This window comes from Glutamicibacter halophytocola (genome assembly GCF_001302565.1).
In the GTDB taxonomy this organism is placed as follows: Bacteria; Actinomycetota; Actinomycetes; order Actinomycetales; family Micrococcaceae; genus Glutamicibacter; species Glutamicibacter halophytocola.
In genome coordinates this window covers 1,943,510-1,957,379 of record NZ_CP012750.1, presented here as the reverse complement: position 1 = coordinate 1,957,379, position 13,870 = coordinate 1,943,510, and the positions used below count along the sequence as shown (strand labels likewise).

General features: G+C 59.2%; 13 protein-coding genes. 10 read left to right on the top strand and 3 right to left on the bottom strand.

Going from position 1 to position 13,870, the window contains the following annotated elements; genetic code table 11:
- Nucleotides 1-35 precede the first annotated feature (35 nt).
- Nucleotides 36-1,214, top strand: a complete 1,179-nt coding sequence (locus AOZ07_RS09005) for a CapA family protein (protein ID WP_060701693.1) — start codon at nt 36-38, stop codon at nt 1,212-1,214.
- A 1-nt stretch (nt 1,215) separates the two neighbouring features.
- Here AOZ07_RS09005 and AOZ07_RS09000 read toward each other — a convergent pair whose 3' ends face one another.
- The gene (locus tag AOZ07_RS09000; RefSeq protein ID WP_194943850.1) at nt 1,216-1,851 is read right to left on the bottom strand and encodes a DUF6226 family protein; all 636 of its coding nucleotides are present in this window, start codon (nt 1,849-1,851) and stop codon (nt 1,216-1,218) included.
- 303 nt (nt 1,852-2,154) lie between these two features.
- Between AOZ07_RS09000 and pdxT the strand changes: the two genes are divergently transcribed.
- The 9 genes from pdxT to AOZ07_RS08955 all read left to right on the top strand — a co-directional run bounded on the left by pdxT (nt 2,155) and on the right by AOZ07_RS08955 (nt 11,768).
- Nucleotides 2,155-2,766: a pyridoxal 5'-phosphate synthase glutaminase subunit PdxT gene (gene pdxT, locus AOZ07_RS08995; RefSeq protein ID WP_084793194.1), complete on the top strand. Its 612-nt coding sequence runs from the start codon at nt 2,155-2,157 to the stop codon at nt 2,764-2,766.
- Between the two features lie 3 nt (nt 2,767-2,769).
- Complete coding sequence (locus AOZ07_RS08990; RefSeq protein ID WP_060701690.1) at nt 2,770-3,528, top strand: YebC/PmpR family DNA-binding transcriptional regulator; 759 nt, start codon at nt 2,770-2,772, stop codon at nt 3,526-3,528.
- A gap of 4 nt (nt 3,529-3,532) precedes the next feature.
- Nucleotides 3,533-4,132, top strand: coding sequence for a crossover junction endodeoxyribonuclease RuvC (ruvC, locus tag AOZ07_RS08985; RefSeq protein WP_060701689.1), 600 nt, complete (start codon nt 3,533-3,535; stop codon nt 4,130-4,132).
- 92 nt (nt 4,133-4,224) lie between these two features.
- The gene (gene ruvA, locus AOZ07_RS08980) at nt 4,225-4,842 is read left to right on the top strand and encodes a Holliday junction branch migration protein RuvA (RefSeq protein ID WP_060701688.1); all 618 of its coding nucleotides are present in this window, start codon (nt 4,225-4,227) and stop codon (nt 4,840-4,842) included.
- 24 nt (nt 4,843-4,866) lie between these two features.
- Nucleotides 4,867-5,916, top strand: a complete 1,050-nt coding sequence (gene ruvB / locus AOZ07_RS08975; protein WP_060701687.1) for a Holliday junction branch migration DNA helicase RuvB — start codon at nt 4,867-4,869, stop codon at nt 5,914-5,916.
- Between the two features lie 187 nt (nt 5,917-6,103).
- On the top strand, nt 6,104-6,511 hold the full coding sequence (gene yajC, locus AOZ07_RS08970; protein WP_060701686.1) for a preprotein translocase subunit YajC: 408 nt from the start codon (nt 6,104-6,106) through the stop codon (nt 6,509-6,511).
- 59 nt (nt 6,512-6,570) lie between these two features.
- Nucleotides 6,571-8,304, top strand: a complete 1,734-nt coding sequence (gene secD, locus AOZ07_RS08965) for a protein translocase subunit SecD (RefSeq protein WP_060701685.1) — start codon at nt 6,571-6,573, stop codon at nt 8,302-8,304.
- Complete coding sequence (gene secF / locus AOZ07_RS08960; protein ID WP_060701684.1) at nt 8,297-9,265, top strand: protein translocase subunit SecF; 969 nt, start codon at nt 8,297-8,299, stop codon at nt 9,263-9,265. The genes secD and secF overlap by 8 nt, the downstream gene beginning before the upstream one ends.
- Nucleotides 9,266-9,500: 235 nt before the next feature.
- On the top strand, nt 9,501-11,768 hold the full coding sequence (locus AOZ07_RS08955) for a RelA/SpoT family protein (RefSeq protein WP_060701683.1): 2,268 nt from the start codon (nt 9,501-9,503) through the stop codon (nt 11,766-11,768).
- A 22-nt stretch (nt 11,769-11,790) separates the two neighbouring features.
- On the opposite strand, the gene AOZ07_RS08950 is transcribed toward AOZ07_RS08955, so the two are convergent.
- Nucleotides 11,791-12,369: a hypothetical protein gene (locus AOZ07_RS08950; RefSeq protein ID WP_194943849.1), complete on the bottom strand. Its 579-nt coding sequence runs from the start codon at nt 12,367-12,369 to the stop codon at nt 11,791-11,793.
- 105 nt (nt 12,370-12,474) lie between these two features.
- Nucleotides 12,475-13,833, bottom strand: coding sequence for a DUF349 domain-containing protein (locus AOZ07_RS08945; RefSeq protein ID WP_060701681.1), 1,359 nt, complete (start codon nt 13,831-13,833; stop codon nt 12,475-12,477).
- Between the last annotated feature and the right edge of the window lie 37 nt (nt 13,834-13,870).

Here is a 13,870-nt window from a genome sequence, read left to right as displayed (position 1 = left end):
ACACCCCTGAGAGCTTGCTGGGATAGGGTCTAGGCATGCACTCACGTTTGCCTCTGGCCTGCCGTTCCTTGACCGTCGGCGTACTGCTTTCGGCACTGCTGGCAGGGTGCTCGGCAAGCGTTGAGCCAGACGAAGCACCCCGCCCTTCCAAGCCCGCGCTAGCAAGCACCCCTGCTCCCGAGTCCAGTGCAACCAGCGAGCCGAAGGAGTTTTCGCTCATGGTGACTGGGGATGTCTTGTTGCATCCTCCGCTGCTCGAGCAGGCTCGCAGCGCTGCCAAGTCCGGCAACGGGAAGGACTACGATTTTTCTGCTTTGCTTGCGGGCCTGAAACCCTATGCGAACGACGCAGATGCCGCCCTATGCAATCTCGAAACCCCCATCGGCACGCCACCGTACTCCGGCTATCCCCGGTTCACCGTCCCTGCGCAGATTCTCTCCGATCTCAAATCCATCGGCTATGACGGCTGCACCACTGCCACCAACCACACGGTCGACGCCGGAACCAGCGGGGTGAACAGGACCCTTGACGCGCTGGAGGAGCAGGAGCTGTTTGCCACCGGGTCGTACCGCAGCAAGAAAGAAGCGCAGGAACCGCCGATCATACAGATCGACGGCATCAAGCTCGGCGTGATTGCCAGTACGTTCTCGCTCAATGGCCTGCCGGAGGCCGCCGACTGGCAGGTTGATACCGGAGTCGACGCGCAAAAGCTGATACAGCGCGGAAAATCGGCCCGCCAGGATGGTGCTGACGTTGTGGTGGCCGCAATTCACGATGGCACTGAATATTCGAACAGGCCAACTGCCCAACAGCGCAAACTGGGCCGGGAGCTGGCCGAATCTGGAGTCTTCGACTTCATCTACATGCACCACACGCATTCGGCGCTGCCAATCGAAAAACACGATGGCACCTGGATCGTCTACGGGCTGGGAAATTCGGTGGCCAAGCATGCGACAAAAACCATCTTGAACCGAGAAGGAATCAGCGTCAAGGCAACGTTCAGCCACGATGAGAAGTCGGGCGACTGGAAAGTTTCACAACTTCAATGGGTGCCGCATATGCTCTCGCAATCACCGGTGGCATGGTGCCAGGTCTTCGAAGCATCGGCTTGCTTGCCCGAAGCCGATGCCAAGTCATCACTAGCCCGGACGACGGCCACCGTAAATGCCTACGGCGCATTCGATGATGGGCTGGAGGACTGGAAAATCGAATAAGCTAGCGTGCCGGCCAGGGCGCCCACGCGCCATCCACGGGAATGACCGCACGGGCCCATGCAAGCTGCGCGGGAGAAATTTCGTCGAGTCCTGTCGCTTGTTGACAGGAACCTAGCTCCTCCACGTTGAATTGATGGGTCATCCGGCCGTTCCCCAGATCCAGGACTTCAACAAAAGAGCCGGAGAGGACCGCTCCCACTTGTGCCTCAAGCTCGTCGAGCAGATCCGGGACAGATTCATCGCAGGCATCGCAACCGCAGTGGGGCATGGCTGCCTGGAATAATGCGCCGAATCGAAGCTGCACCCCGGAAAACCTGGTGAAAACCAGGCCCATGGGTGCACAACGCGAATCTTCCGGAAACAATCTCACTGAGCGCACCAACTCGTCACTAGGTACCCGCAATTGGGCCGCTAGGCCGGGGTCTTCGAAACACCGCACCTTGTAGAATTCGCAGATCCATTCCACGAGCGCCTCAGCCACAACTTGCACAGGGGAGAAGCGCTGCGGATGCGCTGTTACCGAGTAGGTTTCCGCTGGTGGCTGGTCGTCCCATCGCTGCCCATAGCCAATAGGTGCGCCACTGTCATCTGTGTAGGCACTGTGGGTTATCTTTGGACGCTGGTACCCCTGAAGCATGCTCAACCTTCTCATCGGAATTTCCGTATTTTCAGAGTACCTGTTTAGTCACTTCCGCGGATTGAATCGATCCGGCGCTTTTCCCTGCTTGATTGCGCCTGGGGCTCTCTTCTTCAGCTCCATGTGGCGATAGCCAGCCGGGAAAAGTCCTCATGCCGCTTGATGCTGAGGTGTGACTTGAAAATCGCAACCGGGGAAAACACGACACACCGAGCAACAAAATCAACTGCTGCTTCAGCCGGTACTAACGTTGATTCGGCGCCTAGTGCGCCTCGAACCCCGCAAACTATGAAGGTCACATCCATGCCGAAAATTGGCGTCCTCGCCCTCCAGGGAGATTTCCGCGAACATCTTGCATCCCTGCAGCGCCTGGGACAAGAAACGCTCGCTGTGCGCACCCCGGACGACCTTTCGAAGGTCGACGCTTTGGTTATCCCCGGCGGAGAATCCTCGGTCATCGACCGGCTCTCCCGCAACTATTCACTGGCAGAGCCAATCAAGCAGCGCATCGCACAGGGCATGCCGGCCTACGGCTCTTGCGCGGGAATGATCATGCTGGCGGACCGAATTGAGAACCCTGCGGTCTCCAGCACTGGTGCCATCCAGCAGAGCTTCGGCGGCATCGACATGACAGTTCGGCGCAATGCCTTCGGCCGCCAAGTGGACTCATTCGAATACCAGTTGGGCTTCTTGGGGCAGAACCTCGAAGCTGTATTCATTCGGGCTCCTGAAGCGGTGCAAGTAGGCGCCGATGTGCAAGTGATCAGCACGGTTCCAGCCGAAGGCGATGGCGAACAGGGTAGAATTGTTGCAGTACGCCAGGGAAATTTGTTGGCAACCAGCTTTCACCCGGAAGTCACCGGCAGCACGGCGATCCACGAATTTTTCATCCAACTCACGCGAGGAGACGCTTAAAGCATGTCAGGCCACTCCAAATGGGCAACCACCAAGCACAAGAAGGCCGCGATTGACGCCAAGCGCGCCAAAGCCTTCGCAAAATTCATCAAGGGCATCGAAGTTGCAGCCCGCGCCGGCGGCGCAGACATGTCGGGCAACCCGGCACTGGAACTTGCCGTCAGCAAGGCCAAGAAGAACTCTGTGCCAGTCAACAACATCGATCGCGCAATCAAGCGCGGTGCCGGCCTGACCGGCGAGGTCGTTGACTACACCGAAATCATTTACGAGGCACGTGGCCCGCAAGGCTCGGCTCTGCTGATCGAGTGCCTTACGGACAACAAGAACCGCGCAGCGTCCGAGGTTCGAGTTGGCATCACCCGCAACGGCGGCACCGTTGCCGACCCGGGGTCGGTCGCGTACCTGTTCAACCGCCAGGGCGTTGTCCGCTTGCCAAAGGGCGAGCTGACCGAGGACGATCTGCTGATGACCGTGCTGGATGCCGGTGCTGACGAGATCCTGGACGAGGACGAGAATTTCGCCATCGTTTCGGATCCCTCGGATCTGCGTGCTGTTGCCGCCGCATTGGATGAGGCTGACATCGCCTACGAATCCGATGAAATGGAATTCCTGCCTTCGATGAAGGTAGAGCTGGACGTTGACGGCGCCCGCAAGTTCCTCAAGCTCTTCGACGCATTGGAAGAGCTTGACGACGTGCAGAACGTCTACACCAACGCCGATCTGTCCGACGAGGTTCGCGCCGCGCTGGACGAAGAGCAGTAAAGGCTTGTCCCTTCGCGTTGTCGGCGTCGACCCCGGACTGACCCGCTGTGGCCTGGCCGTGGTCGACGTCGCTGCAAACAGGCAAGTTTCGCTGGTTGATGTCACCGTTGCCGGCACCCCGCCGGGCACCCCCTTGGACGCCCGGCTCTTGACGATCGCCAACGCCATCGACGCGTGGCTTGATGAGCACAAGCCGGATGTTCTGGCCCTCGAACGGGTCTTTGCTTCGGCCAACGTATCTACCGTTATTGGCACGGCTCAGGTCACCGGTGTCGTCATCACGGCCGCAGCCCGGCGAGGCATCCCCGTAGCGCTGCATACGCCCACCGAAGTGAAGGCCGCGGTGACCGGTTCAGGACAGGCAACCAAGGTGGCGATCGGAAAAATGGTTGCCAAGATCTGCCGTCTCGACGAGCCTCCCAAGCCAGCCGACGCAGCAGATGCTGTGGCTTTGGCGATCGCCCACGGCTGGCGCGGAGCAGCTGCAGGGTCGAACGCTTCGGCCTCGGCAGCCAGCGCTACCGGGTCCTCCCAGCTCACTGGTGCGCAACAAGCGTGGATCGCCGCCGAAGCCTCGGCCAAGCGCCGAGCTATTCGCCGGTAGGCAACACGACCCACCGTTGCGCCGCCCACGTCGCGATTCGTAGGTATCTTCGATAAACTGGGTTCGATCGAACATATATCCCAAGGAGTGGCATGATCAGCTCATTGACCGGCGCCGTGCAAGCGGTGACCCTGAATACTGCGGTAATTGACGTCAACGGCTTCGGCATGTTGATCAATGCCACCCCAGGAACCCTGGCAACCTTGCATGTTGGACGCGAAGCCACCGTATTCACTTCCATGGTGGTCCGTGAAGATTCCATGACCCTTTTCGGATTCGCCAGCGCTGAAGAGCGCGACGTATTTGAAGTCTTGATCTCGGTCTCGGGTATTGGCCCGCGTACCGGCCTGGCGATTCTCGCAGTCCACAGCCCCGAAGAAGTGCGCATTGCGGCTAATACCAAGGACACCGCCGCTTTCACCAAGGTTTCCGGCATTGGCCCCAAGGGAGCCAGCCGAATTGTGCTGGAACTCAATGGCAAGCTCGTGCCAACCGGCGCGCCGGTCTCACCGGTGGCGGGTGCCGGCTCGCTCAGCGTCTGGGAGCCCCAGGTCATCGAAGCGCTCACCGGACTGGGCTGGAGCGAGAAGGACGCCACCAGCACGCTCAAGTCGCTCTCCAAGGCCGAACCGGAAATTGTTTCCGGCGGCAACGTCGCCGAAATTTTGCGTGCTGCGCTGCGCAGCATGTCCAGTGGAACCCGAGTCTAGGCCGGCTTCGAGAGGATCATGACGATGAACGATTCCACAGGGCTGACCAACGCCGGGAGCGAGCCCGAGGAACGGGTCCTTGAAGCAGCCTTGCGACCACGCAACCTTGACGACTTTGTCGGCCAGTCACGCGTCAGGCAGCAGCTATCGCTGGTCCTCGAGGCTGCCAAGATCCGCGAACGCACTGCAGACCACGTGCTGCTATCCGGGCCTCCGGGCCTCGGTAAAACAACGCTTTCCATGATCATTGCCGCGGAGATGAACGCGCCACTGCGCATTTCTTCTGGCCCGGCAATCCAGCATGCGGGAGACCTCGCAGCCATTCTCTCCTCGCTGACCGAGGGCGAAGTTCTTTTCCTGGATGAAATCCACAGAATGTCCCGCCCGGCAGAAGAAATGCTCTACATGGCGATGGAAGACTTCCGTGTAGATATTGTTGTCGGCAAGGGCGCGGGAGCTACCGCCATCCCATTGGAGTTGCCGCCATTCACACTGGTCGGTGCCACTACCCGTGCTGGCCTGTTGCCTGGTCCGCTGCGCGACCGCTTCGGCTTTACCGGGCACCTGGAATTCTATGCAGTCCAAGAACTTGAACTTGTACTGCGCCGCTCAGCGATGATGCTGGATTTGAGCGTGACTTCGGCGGCCTTCACCGAGATCGCCGGCCGCTCGCGCGGAACACCTCGAATTGCCAACCGGCTGCTGCGCCGTGTGCGCGACTGGGCGCTAGTGCACAAGCTCGAAGAGATCGACCATAAGGCGGCCTCGGCAGCACTGGACATGTATGAAGTCGATGCGCGTGGGCTGGACCGATTGGACCGCGGCGTATTGGAAGCATTGTGCACCAAGTTTGGCGGGGGACCAGTAGGCCTATCCACCCTGGCCATTGCGGTCGGTGAAGAAACGGAAACCGTGGAGACCGTAGCTGAACCCTACTTGGTTCGCGAAGGCTTGATGGGGCGCACCCCACGCGGCCGCATCGCGATGCCAGGCGCTTGGGAGCATTTGGGACTGGCCATGCCCAAGGACGCCATCTTTGCCAGCGCCCAAAGCTATGAATCCGATGAGGATTAGGCAAGCAATACTTCACTGCCCGCGTAAATGGTCTGCCGGTTGACCGTATGCCATTAGACTAAAGACGCCCGACCTCTGCCCGTTTACGGGTCCGGTAGGGCGTCTTTGCCGTTAATGCCCGACCCTGGGCGACCCGGCAACCTAGAACTTTTGATCAAATCGCAACAATTCGTTAGCAGGTAAATACGTGAATTCCCTCGTAATCGCCCAGGCCGCCAGCGGCGGCTTCAACCCTTCGCTCATCTTGATGGTGGCGCTGTTTGCAGTGTTGATCTTCATGATGTTCCGTGGCCGCAAGAAGCAGTCCGCTCAGCAGGAGAAGCTGAAGAACAACACCGTGCCAGGCGCGAAGGTGATGACCAACTCGGGCATCTTCGGCACTGTCGTGGGCATTGACGCAGAGGATCGCGTACAGGTCGAGGTCGCCAACGGCGTTGTGCTGACCCTGCACCGCCAGGCCATTTCCACCTTCCTGGATAACGAGCCAGCTGCCGCCGCAACGCAGCAGCCAGCAGAAACCAGCGATGTTGCTGAAACCCCAGAAGAGTCCCTGCGTCGCTTGAACGACGAGGGCAAGGACGAGCGCAACTCCTAATTTCCGGGTAGCAAGCGGTGGCCCGAAGCTACAGCCACCAACACGAGAAAGCACATTAGATGTCATCAATCAGACCTGTTAAGCAGGCGCGCAAGGCGTTGCTGTGGTTGCTGATCGTCTTCATCATCGCAACCGGCGTGCTGGTGGCTGGTGCAGCGAACGGTAAAACCGGGTGGGGACCCAAGCTGGCCCTCGACCTTGAAGGCGGCACCGAGATGATCCTGGCCCCACGGGTTCAGGGCGATCAGGAAATCAACCAGGAGCAGCTGGACCAGGCAGTGGAAATTATCCGCCAGCGCGTGGACGGCTCCGGTGTTTCGGAAGCGGAAATCACCACCCAGTCCGGTCGCAACGTCGTTGTATCCATGCCGGGCACTCCTGACCAGGCAACCCGCGAACTGATCCAGGCTTCAGCGGCCATGGAATTCCGTCCAGTACTCGTCTCTGGCAGCTACCAAGCGACGCCCAAGGACCAGCGCACCGCCAAGGCTGATCTTCCCAAGCCAAACGGTGAACCTAAAAACGCTTCGGACACCAATTGGGTGACCGCAGATCTTTACCAGAAATTCGAAGCCTTCGACTGCACCAATGAAGAAGACAAGAAGAGCAGTGAAGACGCTGATCCCGCAAAGCCCATGATCTCTTGCGATGAGAGCGTGGGAGTCAAGTACATTCTTGGCCCCCAGGAAATCCCTGGCGACCAGATCTCCGACGCTTACGCACAGCTGGCCCGCGGAGTAAATGGTTCCGTCACTGGCGAGTGGGTTGTTGTCATTGAATTCAACCAGCAGGGCACCAAGACCTTTGCTGACACCACCCAGCGCCTGATTGCGCTCCAGGGTGCACAGAACCAGTTCGCGATCGTCCTAGACGGACAGATCATCTCGGCCCCTACGACCAATGCCGTGATTTCCGACGGACGCCCGCAGATCTCCGGTGGCTTCACGCAGGAAACTTCGCAAGCGTTGGCCGAGCAGCTGAAATACGGCGCCTTGCCGATCAGCTTCGACATTCAGTCGGAGCGCCAGGTTTCTGCGACTCTTGGCGCCGACCAGCTGACTGCCGGTTTGATCGCAGGCATCATCGGCCTGGTGCTCGTATTCATCTACTCGCTGTTCCAGTACCGCGCACTGGGCCTGGTGACCATCGCTTCCCTGTTGGTCTCCGGTGTACTCACCTACCTGTCCCTGGTCCTGCTTGGATGGGGAATGAACTACCGGCTCTCGCTGGCCGGTGTTGCGGGCCTGATTGTAGCGATCGGCTTGATCGCCGACTCTTTCATCGTGTACTTCGAACGCGTACGCGACGAATTGCGCGAAGGCCGTCCGTTGGCCAGTGCCGTCGACATTGGCTGGGGCCGAGCCAAGCGCACTATCCTGGCTTCCAAAGCCGTGAACGTCCTGGCCGCAGTGGTGCTCTACATCGTCGCCGTCGGCAACGTGCGAGGCTTCGCCTTCACCCTGGGCCTGACTGCAATCATCGACCTTGTCGTGGTCTATGGCCTGACGCACCCAACACTGGTGCTGCTGGCCCGGACCAAGTTCTTCGCCGATGGCCACCGCCTGTCCGGCCTTGATCCGTCGCTTTTGGGCGTTGAGCCGCTGTACAAGGGCGCCGGCCAGGTTCGCCGATTCGGCGAGAATGCGGAGGCGAACCGCGGCAAGAAGAATGCCAAGGCTTCAGACGAAGCTGCCAAGCGCATGACTATTGCTGAGCGCCGCCGCGAAGAGGCAGCCCAAGCGATCCGGCCCGGGAATGCATCGTCGAAGGCTCAGGAGGAGAACAATGAATAAGCTAGTGACTTGGGGCAACGAGCTCTACACCGGCAAGCGTTCCTACCCGTTCACCTCCAAGCACCGGCTTTGGTTCGCCATCGCAGGCGCAATGGTGATCTTGTCGATCCTTGTCCCTGTAGTCAAGGGCGGATTCAATCTCGGCATCGACTTCCGTGGTGGCTCGGAGTTCACCGTCTCGGATGTCCAGAACACCGATATCAAAATCGGTGAACACGCAGTTACCTCGGTTGCTTCGGGCGCCGAGGCCACGGTCACGAATATTGCACCGAACACCATGCGTGTTCAGACCGAGCGCCTGAGCGATGACGAAACTCTGGCAATCGCAGCATCTTTGGCTGAGGACTACGGGGTATCCAGTGACGAAGTGACCAGCAACTTCATCGGCCCAACCTGGGGGCAGGACGTTTCTCGTCAGGCGCTGCTTGGCCTGTTCGCTTTCGTGGTCCTCGTTGGACTCTTGATGGCCGCATACTTCCGCACCTGGAAGATGTCGCTGGCCGCCATCGTAGGCCTGCTGGTCGTGATCTTCGTGACCGCCGGCATCTATTCGGTCACCGGATTCGAGATTACCCCCAGTGCCATTATCGGCTTCCTGACGATTCTGAGTTATTCGCTCTATGACACCGTCGTGGTTTTCGACAAGGTTCGTGAAAATACGAAGGACTTCACCAAGCAGTCCAAGCGCACCTTTGAGCAGTTGGTGAACCTCGCGGTGAACCAGACCTTGGTCCGTTCAATCAATACCTCTGTGGTGGCCGTACTGCCTGTGGCGTCGATTCTCTTCATCGGTTCCTACATGCTCGGTGCAGGTACGCTCAAGGATCTTTCATTGGCCTTGTTCGTCGGCATTATCATCTCGGCGTTGTCCACCCTGTTCGTTCAAGCGCCGCTGTACCAATGGCTGCGCCGCAACGATTCGGATGTCGTTGAGCACTCGAAGAAAATGGCCGTCGCTTAATCGCACCCGGTCTGAAGAAGCGCCTCCAGCATTCGCTGGAGGCGCTTTTTCACAATGGCGTGAAGCGGTGTAATTAGTTGTCACCGGCCGAACGTGCTATAACAAATGAACTAAACAACGTGTTTTTTTGGTGCAAGGTCGTGGACGTAACCGCGGCCGGAAACTACCACCGGATGTCGCCACGCTAGCTCGCACAGGCCAGCGGCGTCAGGTGGCAATGGGGAAGGAGCGGGGCATGGCGAATACGTCAAACCTGAACAATTCGAAACGGCGCTCAATTTCCCGTTTAGTGCGGTTTGCCGGACGCGGCAGTACCCCTAGCACGTCGCCGACACTTGAGCCGCTGCTTCGCACAGTAAAGTCGAAGCATCCGCGTGCGGATCTGGACCTGCTCGTGCACGCCTACGAGGTAGCCGAAAAATATCATGATGGCCAGAAACGCAAAAGCGGTGACCCGTACATCACCCACCCCGTAGCCGTTGCTACAATTTTGGCCGAGATGGGAATGACCGGCGCAATTCTCGCTGCCGCGCTCCTGCACGACACGGTTGAAGACACCGAATACTCCCTTGAATCGGTCAAGAAGGAATTTTCGGAAGAAATTGCCATGCTCGTTGATGGCGTGACGAAGCTCGACAAGGTCACCTACGGTGAAGCGGCACCGGCTGAAACCGTGCGCAAAATGGTTGTCGCCATGTCTCGCGACATCCGCGTCCTGTTGATCAAGCTTGCCGACCGCCTGCACAATGCCCGTACCTGGCGCTACGTTTCGCCCGAGTCTTCTTCGCGCAAAGCCAAGGAGACGCTGGAAATTTTCGCGCCCTTGGCACATCGCCTCGGCATGAACACCGTGAAATGGGAACTTGAAGATCTTTCCTTCGCGGCCCTTCACCCCAAGGTCTACCAAGAAATCGTCCGCATGGTGGGGGATCGCACCCCCGAGCGAGAAAAGTACCTCTCCTCAATTCGCCAGACGCTCTCGGGCGACCTGGGCAATGTCGATATCCATGCCACCGTATCCGGGCGTCCAAAGCACTATTACTCGATCTACCAGAAGATGATTGTCCGAGGAAAGGACTTTGACGACATCCATGACTTGATGGGTGTTCGCATCCTGGTCGATACCGTCAAGGATTGCTATGGGGCACTGGGCGTCGTCCACGCAGAGTGGAATCCACTGCCCAACCGCTTCAAGGATTACATTGCCATCCCGAAGCTGAACCTCTACCAGTCGCTGCACACCACGGTAATGGGGCCGGAAGGCAAGCCGGTAGAAATACAGATCCGCACCCACGACATGCACGTGCGTGCCGAGTACGGCGTGGCTGCGCACTTCCAATACAAGCATGGCCAAAACGCGAACTCCATGCTGTCACCGGAACAGAATATGGACTGGCTGCGGTCCTTGATGGAATGGCAGGCAGATACCACCGACTCCGAGGAATTCCTCGACGGGCTGCGCTATACGATCAGCTCCGCCGAGGTGTATGTCTTCACGCCCAAGGGCGACATCATGTCGCTGCCAGTGGGTGCAACTCCGGTGGACTTCGCCTACTCGATCCACACCGACGTTGGCCATCGGACGATCGGCAGCCGGGTCAACGGCAAGCTCGTGCCGCTGCATACCGAACTCAAACAGGGCGACGTAGTAGAGGTTTTCACTTCGAAGGCAGAAGGCGCCGGACCATCCCAGGACTGGCAGAACTTCGTCAAATCACCACGTGCCAAAGCGAAGATCCGTGGATACTTCTCCAAGGAACGCCGTGAAGAAGCCATCGAAAAGGGCAAGGAGCTTCTGACCAAGGAGCTGCGGCGCAACCACCTGCCCCTGCAGAAATTGATGACTCACGACCTGCTGACCGCGGTTGCCAACGAGCTGCACCACACGGACATCTCGGCGCTGTATCAGTCTGTTGGCGACGGGCATACCAGTGCGCAGAACGTCATTGAGCACCTGACGGCCCTCATTGGCCCTCCTGAGGCCGAACAAGTCGATGAGGAAGCGGTAGTCCGCCCGAACGCTCCGAGCCCCACAACGGGCAACGACGCCGGCGTGATTGTTGAGGGCGTCGGCGACGTCCTGGTGAAACTGGCCCGTTGCTGTACCCCAGTGCCACCAGATGAGATCCAGGGCTTTGTGACTCGTGGCGCGGGCGTCTCCGTGCACCGCTCGGATTGCTTGAACCTGACGCAGCTGTCAAACCAGCCAGATCGGCTGGTCAACGTCACTTGGGCAGCTAAGCACCACGGCGTGTTCCTCGTGGAGATCCAGGTGGAAGCGCTCGACCGCAAATCGCTGCTCTCCGATGTGACCCGAATTTTGTCCGAGAGCCACTTGAATATCCTCTCGGCCACGGTTCAAACCAGCAGGGACCGCGTGGCTTTGTCCCGTTTCTCCTTCGAAATGGGCGATCCGAAGTTCTTGAGCCACGTACTGAACCAAGTGCGCCGGATCGATGGCGTATACGACGTGTACCGCACCACTGCTGGCTCACGCCGCTAGAAACGCAACTGCCTCCAATAAATCACGCGGCCTGCGCGAAGTCGTCAAAGGAATCGACTAAGCGCAGGGCGCGTGATCTTTCTGGGGACTTCTCGAAGTTATTGAGGCTTTCCCGGATCGACTCCAGATTCAAATAGGGATCGTCCAGGGAAATCGCGTTGCCCAGAACTCGACTGGCTATTGGCAATGGGTCGAACTGCGCGCAGTCGCATACGCTGCGCAAGGCGGAGGTTACCTTGATCCGGCTGCGGAAGACCATTTGCGTATCGGGAACTATGGCCTGCATGAATTGGGCATTCAACCCGAAGCCGGGTGCAAAAGGCCGATGGTAATTGCGCGTATAGATGCACAGCGTAAAGACTTCGGGCAGCAGCCCATGAATCCAGGCGGCCGTTTGACGCGCCAGCACGGCATTGGAATTCAGCTCCCGCCCGCAGGCAAAAGCAGCAACCTGTGCCCGCAGCGAGGCAGTGATTTGAATCTGGCTGGGAAGAAAACAGTCACCAAGCACCTCGCGGAGCAAACCGTTCGAGGCCATCGCCTGCAACTCATTTCGGCTGAACATTTGGCCGGCGATCCAGAGGTCTTCTGGAATGCGCAACGCGGCGGCGCGTGGCCCGGTAGCCTGGCAATTTCTAGATTCCATGTGGCTACTGAACCAGCAAGCGCCGCCGCGTTGAGCGTGTGCTGACGATCTGTGGATTACTTACTGGAAGTCGGCTGCCGACTTTTCCAGGGTGTTCAGCCACATGCGGCGTGCATCCAGTGCTTCCTGGGCCGCAGCGATCTGCTTTGCGTTGCCCTTGGCCTGGGCCTTGGCCAGATCCTCTTCCAGTGCAGAAATCGTGTCCTGCAGCTGGCTGAGCATCGAATTGGAACGCGCCTTGGTCTCCGGGTTGGACCGGCGCCACTGCTCATCTTCAGCGCCCTTGACAGCATCTTCAACCTGGCGAAGTGCTGATTCGACGCGCTGCAGGTCGTTGCGCGGCACCTTGCCAGCAGCTTCCCAGCGTTCGCGGATGGAATCCAGCTTGGCTTTGGCGGTGGCCAGATCCTTGATTGGCAACAGCGCACGAGCTTCCTCGAGCAGAGCTTCCTTCGCCACAAGATTATGAGCGTACTCTTCATCGATCTTGGCGTTCTCGGCGGCACGAGCCTGGAAGAAGACATCCTGGGCAGCGCGGAAACGGCCCCAGAGCTGGTCGTCATCCTTGCGCGAGGCACGGCGCGACTTCTTCCACTCGTCCATGAGCTTGCGGTACTCGGCGGCGGTGGCAGCCCAGTCCGTGGAGCCCTGCAAGGCTTCTGCCCGTGCGATCAATTCTTCCTTCACGGCCTTGGCCGAGGCGTTGGTTGAATCAAGCTGCGAGAAGTAGGCGCGGCGATGGCGATCAAAAGTGGTGCGTGCAGCACGGAACCGCTTCCACAAGGCGTCTTCGGTGGCTCGTGGCAAGCGAACCGAGGAACGCTGGGAGGCCTTCCACTGCTCGAACAGCTCATTCATGGACGCCGAAGCGGTCTTCCACTGAATCTGCTCTGGTCGCTTCTCGGCCATGGCTTCGGCCTGGGCAACGATGGATTCGCGCGTGGCCAGCTGCTCGGCACGGGCGGCATCGTGGGCCTTGCGCTGTTCTGCGGAAAGGTTCTCCACAGCAACACGGGCATTTTCCAGGCGCGATTCAAGGGCCGGGATGTCGCCAACCATGTGGCGCTCTGCGACAGTTGCCGACAGGGCTTGAACTGCCTTGCCCAATTCGCCGGCCGGAGCCTTGGCGACAACACGCTGCTCGAGGAGCATCAGCTGCGAGAGCGCATCGTCATATTTGCGCACAAAGTAGCCCAAGGCTTCTTCCTGCGTGGCATCTGGGTACTGGCCCACGGGGAACTCGGCGCCATCGATAATCACGAAGACGTGGCCGTCCTCGGTGATGCGGGCAAATTTAGCCGCTTCGTCGAGGGGAGTGGTGTGTGCGACGCTGGGCGCTACAACCGGTTTTGCAGCAGGCTTCTGCGCCTGCGGCAAAGGGGTCTTGTGGCTGTCGTCGGATTGCTGACTGGTGGTCACCGCTGAAACTCTTTCACTTTACGAGCACTTGCTGTAG